This window comes from Pseudomonas sp. DCB_AW, assembly GCF_026240895.1.
Lineage (GTDB): Bacteria > Pseudomonadota > Gammaproteobacteria > Pseudomonadales > Pseudomonadaceae > Aquipseudomonas > Aquipseudomonas kermanshahensis.
Map to the genome: position 1 here is coordinate 1 of NZ_JAPFCE010000047.1, position 14,018 is coordinate 14,018.

General features: G+C 53.9%; 12 protein-coding genes and 1 other RNA gene. 9 read left to right on the forward strand and 4 right to left on the reverse strand.

Going from position 1 to position 14,018, the window contains the following annotated elements; translation table 11 throughout:
• Positions 1–232: 232 nt before the first annotated feature.
• The 5 genes from ligA (at position 233) to OO306_RS20680 (ending at position 5,572) form a co-directional block, all read left to right on the forward strand.
• Positions 233–2,563: an NAD-dependent DNA ligase LigA gene (gene ligA / locus OO306_RS20660; RefSeq protein ID WP_085272535.1), complete on the forward strand. Its 2,331-nt coding sequence runs from the start codon at positions 233–235 to the stop codon at positions 2,561–2,563.
• A 121-nt stretch (positions 2,564–2,684) separates the two neighbouring features.
• An RNA gene (ffs, locus tag OO306_RS20665) (signal recognition particle sRNA small type) lies at positions 2,685–2,781 on the forward strand.
• A gap of 319 nt (positions 2,782–3,100) precedes the next feature.
• Positions 3,101–4,075 (forward strand): hypothetical protein, encoded by a 975-nt coding sequence (locus OO306_RS20670; RefSeq protein ID WP_265969784.1) that lies wholly within the window; start codon positions 3,101–3,103, stop codon positions 4,073–4,075.
• A gap of 5 nt (positions 4,076–4,080) precedes the next feature.
• Positions 4,081–4,689 (forward strand): hypothetical protein, encoded by a 609-nt coding sequence (locus tag OO306_RS20675; protein ID WP_146050513.1) that lies wholly within the window; start codon positions 4,081–4,083, stop codon positions 4,687–4,689.
• Between the two features lie 166 nt (positions 4,690–4,855).
• Positions 4,856–5,572 (forward strand): HNH endonuclease, encoded by a 717-nt coding sequence (locus OO306_RS20680; RefSeq protein ID WP_265969785.1) that lies wholly within the window; start codon positions 4,856–4,858, stop codon positions 5,570–5,572.
• A gap of 211 nt (positions 5,573–5,783) precedes the next feature.
• Here OO306_RS20680 and OO306_RS20685 read toward each other — a convergent pair whose 3' ends face one another.
• The gene (locus OO306_RS20685) at positions 5,784–6,395 is read right to left on the reverse strand and encodes a recombinase family protein (RefSeq protein ID WP_265969786.1); all 612 of its coding nucleotides are present in this window, start codon (positions 6,393–6,395) and stop codon (positions 5,784–5,786) included.
• Positions 6,396–6,686: 291 nt separating this feature from the next.
• On the opposite strand from OO306_RS20685, the gene OO306_RS20690 reads away from it, so the two are divergent.
• Positions 6,687–7,760, forward strand: coding sequence for a ParA family protein (locus OO306_RS20690; RefSeq protein ID WP_265969787.1), 1,074 nt, complete (start codon positions 6,687–6,689; stop codon positions 7,758–7,760).
• A gap of 676 nt (positions 7,761–8,436) precedes the next feature.
• Here the strand turns inward: OO306_RS20690 and OO306_RS20695 are convergent.
• Both OO306_RS20695 and OO306_RS20700 read right to left on the reverse strand, forming a co-directional pair.
• A complete protein-coding gene (locus OO306_RS20695; RefSeq protein ID WP_265969788.1) occupies positions 8,437–9,156 on the reverse strand; it encodes a hypothetical protein in 720 nt (239 codons plus the stop codon).
• 372 nt (positions 9,157–9,528) lie between these two features.
• Complete coding sequence (locus OO306_RS20700; RefSeq protein ID WP_265969789.1) at positions 9,529–10,821, reverse strand: site-specific integrase; 1,293 nt, start codon at positions 10,819–10,821, stop codon at positions 9,529–9,531.
• 387 nt (positions 10,822–11,208) lie between these two features.
• On the opposite strand from OO306_RS20700, the gene OO306_RS20705 reads away from it, so the two are divergent.
• Positions 11,209–11,763, forward strand: a complete 555-nt coding sequence (locus tag OO306_RS20705; protein WP_265969790.1) for a GNAT family N-acetyltransferase — start codon at positions 11,209–11,211, stop codon at positions 11,761–11,763.
• Positions 11,764–11,857: 94 nt separating this feature from the next.
• A complete protein-coding gene (locus OO306_RS20710; protein WP_265969802.1) occupies positions 11,858–13,048 on the forward strand; it encodes an MFS transporter in 1,191 nt (396 codons plus the stop codon).
• On the opposite strand, the gene OO306_RS20715 is transcribed toward OO306_RS20710, so the two are convergent.
• Positions 12,995–13,438, reverse strand: a complete 444-nt coding sequence (locus tag OO306_RS20715) for a helix-turn-helix domain-containing protein (protein WP_027592941.1) — start codon at positions 13,436–13,438, stop codon at positions 12,995–12,997. The two genes, OO306_RS20710 and OO306_RS20715, sit on opposite strands and share 54 nt — an antisense overlap.
• Before the next feature lie 81 nt (positions 13,439–13,519).
• Between OO306_RS20715 and OO306_RS20720 the strand changes: the two genes are divergently transcribed.
• Positions 13,520–14,005: a DUF2938 domain-containing protein gene (locus OO306_RS20720; RefSeq protein ID WP_085272537.1), complete on the forward strand. Its 486-nt coding sequence runs from the start codon at positions 13,520–13,522 to the stop codon at positions 14,003–14,005.
• Positions 14,006–14,018 lie beyond the last annotated feature (13 nt).

Consider the following 14,018-nt stretch of genomic DNA (forward strand, 5'->3'; position numbering starts at 1 on the left):
GTTTGGCCATGGCGGCGGTAATGTCCATGACGCGCTCGACTGGGCGGCCCGCAAGGCGCTGCCAGAGCAACGCAATGTGCGTTCGCGTTTGCTTTCGGCAGGGCGCAGCTACCTGTTCAACCAGATTGGGAGCGGGTTTACCCGCGAAGGGGCCAGACCAGGGATAAAGGATCCAGGGCCCCAGGCAACGTCCCCCAGGCTGCTCTTTTGCTTTGCAAGAGAAGACAAACGAATGACCGCCGAATCCCGAATCCACGCCCTGCGCGCCGAGCTCGACCAGCATAACTACCGCTACTACGTGCTCGATGAGCCCAGCGTGCCCGATGCTGAATACGACCGCCTGTTCAACGAGCTCAAGGCGCTGGAAGCCGAACACCCGCACTTGGTAACGCCTGACTCGCCAACCCAGCGCGTCGGCGGCCAGGCCCTGGCTGCATTCAGCCAGGTGCGCCACGAAGTGCCCATGCTCAGCCTGGGTAACGCCTTCGAAGAAGCTGACCTGCGTGAATTCGGCCGCCGTGTGGTAGATGGCCTCGATCAGCCGGGTGCGGTCGACTACAGCTGCGAACCCAAACTCGATGGCCTGGCGGTAAGCCTGCTGTACCGCGACGGCCAATTGGTGCAAGGCGCCACCCGTGGCGATGGCACCACCGGCGAAGACATCAGTGCCAACGTGCGCACCGTGCGCAACATCCCGCTCAAGCTGCAGGGCGAAGGTTGGCCCGCGGTGCTGGAGGTGCGTGGCGAGGTGTACATGAGCAAGGCCGGTTTCGATCGGCTCAATGCCGCCCAGGCAGAAGCGGGTGGCAAAACCTTCGCCAACCCGCGCAACGCCGCCGCCGGCAGCCTGCGCCAATTGGATTCGAAAATCACCGCCAGCCGCCCGCTGGAGTTCTGCTGCTATGGCGTAGGCCAGGTGTCCGCAAGCATCGGCGACAGCCACATTGGCATCCTTGAGCAACTCAAGGCCTGGGGCCTGCCGATCAGCCGTGAGCTACGGCATGCCGCCGGCATCGAAGAGTGCCTGGCGTATTACCGCGACATCGGCGAGCGCCGTAACAGCCTGCCGTACGAGATCGACGGCGTGGTGTTCAAGGTCAACAGCCTGGCATCCCAGCGTGAACTGGGCTTCCGCGCGCGCGAGCCGCGCTGGGCGATTGCCCACAAGTTCCCGGCCATGGAAGAGCTGACCGAGGTGCTGGATGTGGAATTCCAGGTGGGGCGTACCGGGGCGGTGACGCCTGTGGCACGCCTGAAGCCTGTCAAAGTGGCCGGCGTGACCGTGTCCAACGCCACCCTGCACAACATGGACGAAATCGCCCGCCTGGGCCTGCGCATTGGCGACACGGTGATCATCCGCCGTGCCGGCGACGTGATCCCGCAAGTCATGCAAGTGGTGCTCGAGCGCCGCCCCGAAGATGCCCGCCCGGTTGAAGTGCCGAGCGCATGCCCGGTGTGTGGCTCGCAGGTCGAGCGCACGCAGCTGGTCAAACGCAGCAAAGGCAAGGAAACCACCAGTGAAGGCGCGGTGTACCGGTGCGTCGGTCGCCTGGCCTGTGGCGCCCAACTCAAACAGGCGATCATCCACTACGTTTCGCGCCGCGCGATGGATATCGACGGCCTGGGCGAAAAGAGCGTCGAGCAGTTGGTGGACGAAGGGCTGATCGGCTCGCCAGCAGACCTGTACAAGCTTCAGTTCGACCAGATCGTCGGGCTGGAAGGGTTTGCCGAAGTTTCCAGCAAGAAGCTGCTTGATGCCATCGAAGCCAGCAAGCGCCCGAGCCTGGCGCGCTTCATCTACGCCCTGGGCATTCCGGATGTGGGTGAGGAAACCGCCAAGGTCCTGGCGCGCTCGCTGGGCAGCTTGGCGCGGGTGCAGCAGGCGCTGCCACAGGTGCTGACCTACCTGCCAGACATCGGGCTTGAAGTGGCATACGAAATCCACAACTTCTTCGAAGACGAGCACAACCGCAAAGTCATCGAGCAACTGCTCGCCTGCGGCATGCAGTTGCAGGACGAAGGCGACTTGGCCGCCGAGTTCGCCGCCAGCACCACCCTGGCCGGCATGATTGCCAAGCTCGACATCGCCTCGGTCGGCCCGACCGGCGCTGAGAAGCTGGTGGCCAAGCTCGACAGCCTGGAAAAGATCATCGCCGCCGACGGTATCGACCTGCGCCAGGCCCTGGCCGCCAAGCAGGCCGAGGCCGTGCGCGAGTTCTTCAAGGACGAAGCGAACCAGAAGCTGGCGCGGGACATCGAAGCCCAGTTGCTGGCGTTCGGCATGCACTGGAACAGCGAGAAGAAAGTCGCCGAAGGCCTGCCTTTGGCCGGGCAGACCTGGGTGTTGACCGGCACCCTGGAGCGCATGAGCCGCGACATTGCCAAAGACAAACTGGAAAGCCTAGGCGCCAAGGTGGCAGGTTCCGTTTCCGGCAAGACCCACTGCGTGGTCGCCGGCCCTGGCGCGGGCTCCAAGCTGGCCAAGGCCAGTGAGCTGGGTGTGAAGGTGCTGGACGAAGACGCGTTCATCGCATTCCTGGCGGAGCAGGGCATCGCAATCTGACCCACCTTTAAACAAGTCATTGAGAAATGATGACTTTTTCTCCCCGCAGAGGTTGTAACTTCGCCTCAGACCGGTACAATGGCGCGGCTCGCTGCTTAGCGAGTTGCGTCAGTGGTGGTCCCATCGGTCCCCCCGCATTGATTACCCGTTAACCTGGTCAGGCCCGGAAGGGAGCAGCCATAGCGGGAACATCGAGTGCCGGGGTGTGGCTGGTGGGGCCGCCTCCATTACGCAAGTCCTTGAATTCTCAAGGATTTCTTTCTCAAAAATCTCGAAGTGTGACAGCGTTTAGGTACACCTGAGTGGTGCACTGTGCTGGAAATCCTATCGTGTATCCAACAGTTCAGCCACTCCTCGATTTACAGTCGTAAAGAGCGAGTCGTCGCGTGCATGCGGCTGAAATCTTTGCTGCGGGCTAATTCTGCTGAGTTTTTCCTTCATGCTCAGGCTGCCGACTGCAGTGACAAAGCTGGTTGGTGTCGCTAAAGTTAGCCATCAAATAGCTATCAGAACTCCGAGCTCAGTTAGAGGGACCTAATGTCTAAGCGCCAATACCCCGTCGAGATGGCAAATCTCGTTTGTAAATTCGGGGCGAGAAATCTACTTGACTATTTTGAAGAAATTGTGTACCCAGCGTTCTCTGATCCTGCCCTTCGAAGGGTGTATTCGGAAACGAAGTATTTCTTTGAAAATGTGGAGTTGGTCACGGTCGATGGACGTGTTTTGCTCGTTGGTCGATTCATCAAAGATATGATCTTTGAACGAGAGCAAGTTTATACTTCTAGCGGGCTGGTAGCCGATCATGATGAAATGCAGTCATCGCCGTCATGTATTTTTGTTTTAGTGCTTGATATTCATAGGTTGATATTCCTTAAAGAAACTAAGGGTGCTCCAAATCTTGATAATTTCAAGTCGACGCTCGAAAATTTCCTTAAGGTCAAATATAAGCTTTACATAGATTCTGTGTATGATGATGCTAAAGAGCGCAAAGAGAAGGTGACAAAGAAACAGTTGATGCTTGACAATGTCTCGCCTACTCTAGAGTTGATACCTTTAACATCGGCTCAAAGTATTGATTCGTTCGTGCGTCAGTATCAAGTTCTTAGTTCGGTTACGTACAAATTTTCTGACCGAAATGATGAGCATGATAACGAAGGATTCTTTGAGGCTGTTCAGCGTCAGAAGGATGAGGTCGGTAGTAAAACTACCACTATCAAGCACTCAAACTCTGAGGGGTTGGATAAAGAGAGCGTAATTGAAGAGGTTCAGGCTGCAACTGTTCAGGGGAATCAGAAGGTTACGCTAGTCGGTAAGGATAGCTCTGGGACTGAGTTGCGAGGAGATAATGAAAATTTCCAGCTTAAGAGCTATGTTGAACTAACATCTACAGCGCCTTCTCAAGCTGCACCTACACTGTTCCAAAAGTTTATTCAGTTGGTCGGGGATGGAATGATTCAAGTCGCTGCTCCAACTCAGGCGGCGCTTGCTAAACTTAATCCATATCGTAGGTGAGTCAAGTGAACGATGATTTGTCTCCTAAGGCACTAATGGATGAAAAAAGCTTATGGGCGATTTATGTCAAGGCTAGACGGATTCCTGTAAGCTCTTTTAATTTTTGGGCGACGCTCATCGTTTTTGTCTTGGTGTCCCTTCAGTACTGCATGTTGGAGATTTCTCTTGACGATAAGCTTAAGATAGTTCGTGAGTTTAGTACGATGTCTATTGGGCTTGTTGTCTCTGTTTTGGGGTTTATTCTCGCGGGCTTCACGATTTTTGCTACCATCAGCCAGCCGGATATGTTAGTGGCTATGTCTAGGCATCGCCATGAAAAATCACAGCTTTCGTACTTGAAGAATAATTTCTTTATTTTTATGCGGGTTTTTATATATTATTTGAGCTATACCGTTTTTTGCTTGCTGGTGATAGTCTTCGCTGTTAAGGGAGGGCTGGTTCATAAAGTTGTTCAGCTATCCCCGATATCATGGAAGATTTCAGAGTGGTTGGTAGGCACTGCATACGTAATGCTCTATACGGGTTTTTTCTTTCTGCTCATGCAGTTGAAGTCATTTATTTATAATGTTTATCATACTGTAATGACGGCAATTCGTTGGAAAGCTATTCAGTGATGCTAGCTTTGTAGGTGTATGGCCTTGTCGTTGATTCGTTAGTTTGAATAGGGCTTTAGGTAGTTGTTTTATCGAAGGCGTGCGTTAGGTCGATACTGCGATCTACATAGATTTGATTTGTAGTGATAATAATGATTTTGTTGCGATCGCTGTCTCGGAGTGAAAATTGGCAGTTACTAAAGGGCACGGCAATCCAAGATGGACTCGGGATGAGGTTATTCTCGCCTTGGAGCTTTACCAGAGTTGTCATGGTCAGATTCCGGGGCCGACTGACGATAGAGTTCGTAAATTATCAGAGGAGTTAAGATCATTCCCTCATCATGCCCAGGCCGCTCGCCAGCCGTCCTTCAGAAATGCGGATGGGGTGGCGTTTAAACTGCAAAATCTTCGTGCAGTTCATATTGGGGTTGGCCTTAACAATACTTCAAAGACTGATCGGGAGGTGTGGTCCGAATTTGGTCTAGACCCTCAGCTCACAAGTGAATTGGCCGGTGTCATCCGCCATAGCTTAGAGGTTGTCGACCTTCTCCCTAACTTTGATGATGAAGAGGTGTTTGCAGAAGGTAAGGCTGCCACCATGGTGCATATTCGGCGTGAGCGTAGTGCAAAGCTACGAAAAAAATTGATCGCCAGTCGCCTAAAGGTCGGGGAGCTATCATGCGACCTCTGTAAAACTGATGGTTCTAACGTCGATCTTAAAATTAGGGAATCAATGTTTGAATGTCATCATGTTGTGCCTCTCAGTGTGACTGGTGAGATTAAAACTAAAGTCAAGGATGTGGCGCTGCTCTGTGCTAGCTGTCATCGTTTGCTTCATAGGGCTATGGTTACTAGTAAGCGATGGTTTACAGTTGAAGAGGCTAAGAAGTGCTTCTTTAGCTGACGGACGAATTACCCCGCTGCGAAATATTTGACGCACTACGACATGCGTTTGGCTCCTCTGCTGGTGAAAGTAATTTCAGATTCTTGCCTGAAGTGCTAAGCCAAGTGCGAGGCAGGTAATAGGAGTCGTTCTTGATTCAGAAATAAGTTAAGGTGGCGAGGCGTTAGCCCTTGATTTGAGTCACAAGGGCGTGGCTGCCGTCTGAGTTGTGTTACGCTGTCTTCACTCGTTGCACGGTAGACACTGCACATCCGACGATCTCGGCGGTCTTGCGGATGCTCTTGCCTGCATCGAGGCATTCTTTGATGCGGTTATGAAGTGCCTGATCGACCTGTCTGCCCTTGTAAACATCTCTGGCCTTGGCATTCTCGATACCCTCAGCCTGACGGCGGCGGCGATCTTCATAGTCCTTGAGTGCAACCACAGCGAGCATATCGAGCAACATTCCGTTCACAGCGTTGATCATGCCTTTGGTGAAGTCGTCTTGACCTTGGGCAGGTTTCAATGCGGCATGACTGGTAGCTAAGTCGAGCGACACCACTGTGACCTTCTTCGCTGCGATGATGGCTTTCAGGCTTGCCCAGTCATCAGGAGAGAGGCGGGACAGCCTGTCTACCTGCTCAATCAGCAGCACATCACCATCATGACTGTCGTCCAGCAAACGAAACAGTTCTGGGCGATGGAGCTTAGTCCCTGATTCGTTCTCTGTGTAAAAGGCGGCGATCTTGTGACCGTTGTCCGCAGCGAATTGAACGAGCGCGCCTTTGGCACGGCTGGCGTCTTGGGAGTCGGTCGAAGCTCGGAGGTAAGCACGGATGAACATGATGGCTAATACCTTGTGCCGTTTTGGGTGTGCCGATTATAGGTGTGCTCGTTAGGGTTGTCTAGTGGTTTATTCGGTACACCCTAATGTTGCCGTCTGACTGTGCTCGTTGACCTATACTCAAATGAGTGCGCTGGGTCACGGCTTGAGAATCTTGTTGTATGTCCGTATTGGGGCGTTCTGACTGCCAAAGGTGTTTGTCCGATCAGCAGAAATTTGTGGAGTCGATGAGGATTGAAAAGCCATGATGGCAACCCAATATCAGCTATCTCCCTCCATGGATGATCTATCGTGAGTACCAGAATCTACGCGTTCTACAACAATAAAGGCGGCGTCGGTAAAACCACCCTCTGCCAGAATGCAGCTAGCCTTTACGCTGAAAAGAATCCTAAGAAGCTTGTGTTGGTCATAGACTTATGCCCGCAAGCAAATATTTCTCAATTCCTTTTGGGGGGCGGGCACGCTGGGTACAAAGCGAATCAACGCCTCCAGTCCACTGCGACACGCCGAAATATAGTTGGGTTTATGGACTGGATGCTTGGAGGGAACTCTGGTTTCACTAGCCTTCCCGGCAGCTACTTAACGCAGGTGCAGCCTCACAACCCATACGTCACCAAAAATCTACACTTGATCGCGGGTGATTCCTTCTTGGAATCGCTTACACTAGCCCTCAATTTTGCAACAATGAACCCTGCGAATATCTTTGCATGGAAGGAGTACGTTACAGCCATTCGCAGGCTCTGTGATCTTGAGCTCCAGAATTCTGAGTATGAAGAAATGACAGTCTTCATTGACTGTAACCCCAGCTTCTCTGTCTACACGCAGATGGCATTAGTTTCTTCAGACGCTTTGATTGTTCCGATGATGGCAGACTTCAGCTCGCTGGAGGGTATCAAAGGTATACTCATGCTGCTGTATGGAAAATATCCATCATCTGCAACCAAGAACTATGCGGCAAAGGTCATCACTTTCAGTCGGCAAGTTCAGCAGAATGGCTTAGACCTTCCCAAGATTTTTGAGCTACCTTTCAACAACTTCACCACAAATCTTGGTGTCGCGGCCGCATTTGATGCTGTTCGGGATGAACTTATTGAATACTCTTGGAAGCAATATGCAATAGATCCAACAATATTCTGGCCGTGCACTACCGCTCCCACGACGCAGAAAGAATGGGAGAAGATTTTTGTGTCAAACGTCAAAGACTTCCATACGGCTGGTAAGGTTTCCGCTAGTCTTGGTATACCATTGCATCGTCTCCCAAATCATACGAACTATACAATGCCGAACGGCGAGCCTGTAAATCTTCCAAAGAAGAATTACGAAGAATCTCTTAAGCATCTTGAGACGTTCGTCGCCAAGCTTTAATGCTGTGTGATCCTGATAAAGGTCTAGGGTTGGCTGAGGTAATCAGCCGATCCTGAAAATTTCGGTATTTTCCGAGATGCTGATTTTTCGAAAATTGGAATTATTCTTTGTTGTAATCTTATTCCGATTAAACTGCTGGCTTTGGTCTTGGTCCAAATTGCTAGTGTGGGATAATTAGTAAGAGCATACGATGGTATGTCGTACAGTCTAAGCTTTGTGGTTGTGTACTAAGTAGAAACTTGTAAATACCGCTTACGCACAGGCTATTTTCCTGTCAGGATCAAAGCAATGTGTGAGCGATGCATGCTGTACGGCAGTACAGATTGATATCCAGATCAACAAAAACCAATAGAAACCAAACCAGATGAGCTTATCGCTCCTGTCTGTATGGTGCAGAGAATCAACGGAGTTGAAGGGACGCCCCCTGTCGCACCGACACAGGATCATTCCTTTCATTTTCTGGGGAATTGATATTCATCAATTTTTATTCCTCAGTAACACTTGAGGTCAGTACGTCATGACCTCCGGTCGAGGTGTGTCAAGCCTAGACCTGTCGGTCTGAGAGTTACCTTCATCGTGCCAGTGCTTCACTTCTATATCCGAGCGTAATTCACCAATCCAGTGTGACCTCTCTTACAGGTCGTTCGCTTCTCTCTCTTATCCGAGCGTAATTAAATCACGCCAATCCTTGCATCAGTCCGGTGTTTTCTTGGTGATACGACTTGGCAAAGTCCACTTCGAACTCGAGCTTCTGACGCACTATAGGATTTCGTTCAAGGTAGAACTCCATCCCGTCGATGGCGAAACGGGCACACTGGCAGACTCTCCGTGCTTGTTGGTCGCTCATCGTGCGTAAACCCTCAAGGCGAATCAGGCTCTTAACGATCTCGGTGCTGATCTCATCAAGCATACAAGCCCGCAGTACATGGGACGGACTTACGTTCATTTTCCCATTGCTGTCCTTGCCTACTGTCATGCAGGCGCCATGAACGTAATCGTCAATCCAGCTATGGCGTTCAGCATGGGCCACCTTGAGATGGCTAGCGTATGGATTGGGCGTTACTTTGGGCTTAGGTCCACGTTTACTGCGTTGTGCATCAAGGTCGACAACGCCATCCGGCAGGCGCTCCGCTTCTGCCTCAATAACGATCGGACGTGGAGCAGGATCAAGCTCATAGCTCGGGTGTACCGCTTGGGTCTTGCCAATCTGAGGCTGTTCGTAATCGTAAATAGTTGGGGCAAGGTTGTGAGTGGTGTAGCTGCCCAGCATTTCACCAGTGGTCTTGTCGACGACGAAACTGTCAACGTTAGTGGTGCGGAGGTTGGTCAGGGCGGGACGAATGTCGATAGCTGGTGTGGCGTCGGGGAGTAGTTTATTGCGGGCGAGCGTGGTCATCGTTTATCTCCTTGTGTTAGTTCATTGCGATAGGCAGTACCTCTCGGGTTGTGCCGGTTTGGTTTGGTAAATCGCAGACAAGAAGAAGCCTCCTTGCAAGGCACCAGTTTTCATGGTGGTCGCGTGGAGGCTTCCAAATGTATGTCTACCTACTGGGTAGGCGACGGATTATACACGCTTTCCGACGATCGGTCAAGGTGTGGCTTGACAAGCCAGATTTCACCAAAAACCGGTATTCATGACGAGGAACGCGCTTCGCTTAGTTCAGACCGTCCCTTCGCCCCGAGAACATTGAGCCTAGCGTGAGAGTTGGCTGGATAATGTCGCTGGGAAGGCGAGGTTAAACCTAGGTTTTCAGTAGGTTATTCGGGGTTATTCAATGTGCCTCAACGCCTCGACCATTGCCTTGATTGGTGTCCTGCTGCCGTAAATACCAAATGTTACGGAGCTGTCTTCATGGCCCACCATCCGCTTGATCAATGAGTCTTGCACGCCAGCATCACGCAGGTCATCGATGAAGGTGTGACGGAAACTGTGGAACGTTTTGCGTGGGTTGGTGATACCCAGTTTCGCCTTGTAGCGTCCAAACCACTTCGATGGTGCATGTCCCAGCTTTCCTCGCACGGCTTCCAGTTCGGGGAACAGGCGATCAGCCCCATCTGTCCTCACCGATTCAGCGTACTGCAACAATCCCAGTTCAATCAGTGAAGGGTGCAGAGGAAGTACTCGGCGGCTGCTGGCATTCTTAAGATTTTGGCCCTCACTGCTGTCATCGATGCGAATGCATGGAGTGCTCTGCTGCTCAATGAAGTCGTCTACACGCAATTGGCACAGCTCCTCCAATCGTGCTCCAGTGGCACGCCCAAGTAGAGGCAGCCAATAGCGCCACGGATGCTTCCGTGCTTCTTTTCGAAGTGCCTCATGGTTCAGCAGGGCAACGAGGTCGTGTCGTTCAAAGGATAATCGAGCTTCCTTCGCTGATCCTGTCATGACTTTCATGCCCGCCAGTGGATTGTCTGTCACATACCCGTTCGCTTTGCACCAGTTCATGAAGGCGGTGAGCTTGCGTAGACGATTGTTCACTGTCACGGCGGTGATGGTTTTGTAGGTGCCAACCGACTCGATCACCTGCTTCAGCGTCTTGCCCTTGAACTCTGGCCGTAAGCCGAAGTACTGCGGGCAGAGACTCAGCCGGTCCTTCAGCAAGCGTGCTTGGTGCGCGTCGAATGCGTCAGCGGGCATATCGCCTAGCAACTCGAACAGATCGGATAAGGCACGCTCAACTTCCTCGGTGCTGGTTTGCCGCCATGCGCTCCCGCGTTTCCCTTCATCTATATACAGCTTGGAGAGTGCAGAGAGGGTAGGGCTGTCGCTGTTCCGTTTTGCTGCAACCGCTGTAGCTGTCCGTAGAGCGGTTTGGATGGCTGGATTGGGGGTTGCATCCCGCCACTGTGAACACAGCGCACGAAGCGTTTGGAGGTCTGCGAGAGGGTGTTCGATGAGGTGGTGGTGCAGCCGCTGTACCAGTGAAGTGGCAACGAGCAAGGCGCTCTGACGATGCCGAATGTTCAGGCTCAAACGCATAGTGTTACACCTCGGGAAGAGATGCTTTGGCAGCTTGAAGTTCAGGTAGTAGAGCGCCCCGCGCTTGATGATGTAGGCCATGGGTGTGACACCAAAGTGTTACAGCAAAGTGTGACAGTGCTGGCTACACCCCAAGATTTGAGCACCCATGCTGGGTGTACGTAACGATAGAACTCTTGTTGCCTCATCAGCCTGAAACCCTTGCCCCATAAGGCCCGCATTGATACCCGAGCATGCTTGCATGCTACATGGTCAGGCCCGGAAGGGAGCAGCCATAGCGGGAACATCGAGTGCCGGGGTGTGGCTGGTGGGGCTGCCTCCATTCTTTAAATCCTTGAGCTCTCAAGGATCTCTCGTTCAAAAATACCTCTTAGCCAATGTGCGAAAGCGCATGACGTCTCGACGTTTCTACCTCTGCTCTGTGAGAATGCCAGAAGGCCATACCGCCTCCAGAACGGACGCTGCGCCATGGACAGCCTTCCTACCCTCGAAACCTCGCGCCTGATACTCACGCCGCTGCAGCTTGGCGACGCCCCCGCTATTCAGCAGCTGTTCCCGCACTGGGACATTGTCCGCTATCTGGACAGCCGCGTGCCATGGCCCTATCCCGAAGACGGCGCACTCGTATACGTGCGAGACATCGCATTGCCTGCCATGAACGCTGGGTGTGAATGGCACTGGATGATCCGCCTGAAAACCGCGCCTACGCAGGTCATCGGCAGCATCAGCCTCTATGACCAGCCGGGTAACAACCGTGGCTTCTGGCTCGCCCCTGCATGGCAAAAAAACGGCTACATCCGCGAGGCCTGTGTGGTCATCAACGACTATTGGTTCGAGACGCTTGGGCGTTGCGTCATGCAGGTGCCCAAGGCGGCGAGCAATGACAGGTCGCGCAGTGTTTCCCTGCACGAAGGCATGCGCCTGGTCGGGACTGAGCCGGGGCATTTCGTCTGTGGCGTCGTGCTCAAAGAGATCTGGGAGTTGAGCCGCGATCAGTGGCGTCAAAGGGTGGCGGTCGTTTAGGTACTGAAGTGACGATCTCAACGTCAGCAAATGCATGCCTTTGCCAGTGCCGTGCCGTGATAGAAAGCAGTACCTTTCAGCAAGGACTGCTTACATGAAGTCGTCTGTACCCCCGCCACGGTTTCAGCACTTTACCGTGTTCTGCATCGCCTGCTTCCTACTGTCCATCAGCTATGGCACGACGTTTCTGCTCTCTATGCTGGTGCAGGCGTTGGGCGGCACTGCGAGCGATGCAGGGCGGGTATTTGCAGTCGCGATGCTCAGTACGCTGCTGTCTGTGGTGGGCTCGGGGCATCTGTTGCAGCGCGTTGGCGCTGCGCGCGCTATCGCTGTCGGGGCGTTCTGCCTGGTCGTGGCGTCAGTGGGTTTTGCCGTGGTGCCCGGCCTGGGCGGCGCGTTGTTGGCGTGTGGCTTGATGCTTGGGGTTGGTTGGGGGCTCTTCTACACGGTAGGGCCGATCATGGTTGCTCAAATGGTCGAGCCATCACGCCGCACGCACTGTTTTGCATTGCTCTCCGGCAGCATGTTGACTGGCATAGGTACCGGGCCATTACTGGGTAAGTTCGCGGCCTTCGTGGCGCTGCCTACCCAGCTCGCTTTTTGGGTGGCGGCGTGTGCTGCAGGTTTGGCGGGGTTGTACTTTGCTTGGCTTGGTTCGACTTCGCTGGGGCAACGACCGGCTGAGAAGGTGCAGATCGGTTTGGTGTCCGCGCTCAAGGTGATGCGTTCGCGTTCGGGCTTGTCGATTTTGATGGTAGGGCTGGGTGGGGCGATTTTCGGCACGATGGGCAGTTTCCAGACCAGCTATGCCGACCGCCTCGGGCTTGATTACTCGATCTTCTTCATTGGCTTCATGGGCGCTGCGATCGCCTGCAGGCTCTTGCTGGCCGGCTGGGTGGTGAAGCAAACGCCGCTGGCGACTTCGTGGGTTTTAACCTTGATCATGGCCACTGCTGTAGTGGGCTTTGATCAATGGGTGCACAGCGCCGAACGCTATCTGGCGATGGCCATGCTGTTGGGCGTGGGTTATGGCTTGAACTACTCGGTAATCAACGGGCTGGCTGCCAATGAGGCGCCAGCGGGCCTTACCGCGCAAGCACTGCTGCTGTTCAGCCTGTCGTATTTCATCGGTGTGTTCGGGTTCCCCTTCGTAGCCAGTCAATTGATCACGCAACTAGGCATCAGTGCGATGATGATGAGCATTGAGGGCGTTGCGCTTTTGGTTGTAGGGCTAAGTACGGCGAGGTGGCTGGCTTCGCGTTTTTCCAGGCCCGCCCTGGTGTAGGTGCTTTTCCCCCAACACCCCGGCGGCTGAAAGCTTCATCAAGCGCTGAAATTTCGGACAGGCCAGGTGATCGTCCTCCGGGCACTGCGCTGCATGCCGCAGCCCCTTGCTCATTGCTTGCAAGCGCTTGACCCGTGCATCGATTTCGTCCGCTTTAGCTATCAGCATTTGCCGATCGACCTGCAGGTCCACCAGCATCGCGCCCACTTCATCCAGGGAAAAGCCTGCGGCCTGGCCTAGGGCAATCAGTGCCAGCCGGTCCGCCACGTCGGCAGCAAACTGCCGCCGCTGGCCGCGGCCGGCGAGGGACTTGAGCAAGCCTTTCTTTTCGTAATAGCGCAGCGTTGATGCGGGTACGCCTGTGCGCTTGGCGACATCGGCAATGTCCATTCTGGGCCTTGACTTGAAGTTGACTTCAACTTCTATGCTGCGCGGCATGTTGCTGAACGTCAATCTTAGAGGGCTGAATCGATGACGCTTGCCATGCTAAAAGCCGCTTTGCTGATCGGGGTTGGGGCCACCGTGATCATGGACCTGTGGGGGATGTTGCTGCGGCGCTTGGGTATCCCTACCTTGAATTTCGCCATGGTGGGGCGCTGGGCGGGCCATGTGATGAAGGGGCGGGTGCGCCACGACGCTATCGCCAAGGCCGAACCGGTTGCGAACGAACTGGCCTTGGGGTGGGTTATCCACTACGTGATCGGTGTGCTGTTTGCCGTGATGCTGGTGGGGATGGTCGGGGAGGGCTGGCTGAGTGCCCCGACGCTTTGGCCTGCGCTGGTTTGGGGTGTGGCGACGGTGGTGGCGCCGCTGTGTTTCATGCAGCCGGTGATGGGGGCGGGGTTCTTTGCCTCGCGGACGCCGACGCCTGGGCGTAACTGCCTGAAGAGTCTGGTGACCCATACGGTGTTTGGGGTTGGGATGTTCTTGAGTGCCGGTTTGATTGCGTCAGGTTGAAGACAGCGCTCGG

Excerpts from the sequence above, each read along its gene's own strand:
- ligA (WP_085272535.1), top strand. The coding sequence starts at position 233 with ATGACCGCCGAATCCCGAATCCACGCCCTGCGCGCCGAGCTCGACCAG.
- OO306_RS20670 (WP_265969784.1), top strand. The coding sequence starts at position 3,101 with ATGTCTAAGCGCCAATACCCCGTCGAGATGGCAAATCTCGTTTGTAAA.
- OO306_RS20685 (WP_265969786.1), bottom strand. The coding sequence starts at position 6,395 with ATGTTCATCCGTGCTTACCTCCGAGCTTCGACCGACTCCCAAGACGCC.
- OO306_RS20695 (WP_265969788.1), bottom strand. The coding sequence starts at position 9,156 with ATGACCACGCTCGCCCGCAATAAACTACTCCCCGACGCCACACCAGCT.
- OO306_RS20700 (WP_265969789.1), bottom strand. The coding sequence starts at position 10,821 with ATGGCCTACATCATCAAGCGCGGGGCGCTCTACTACCTGAACTTCAAG.
- OO306_RS20705 (WP_265969790.1), top strand. The coding sequence starts at position 11,209 with ATGGACAGCCTTCCTACCCTCGAAACCTCGCGCCTGATACTCACGCCG.
- OO306_RS20710 (WP_265969802.1), top strand. The coding sequence starts at position 11,858 with ATGAAGTCGTCTGTACCCCCGCCACGGTTTCAGCACTTTACCGTGTTC.
- OO306_RS20715 (WP_027592941.1), bottom strand. The coding sequence starts at position 13,438 with ATGGACATTGCCGATGTCGCCAAGCGCACAGGCGTACCCGCATCAACG.
- OO306_RS20720 (WP_085272537.1), top strand. The coding sequence starts at position 13,520 with ATGACGCTTGCCATGCTAAAAGCCGCTTTGCTGATCGGGGTTGGGGCC.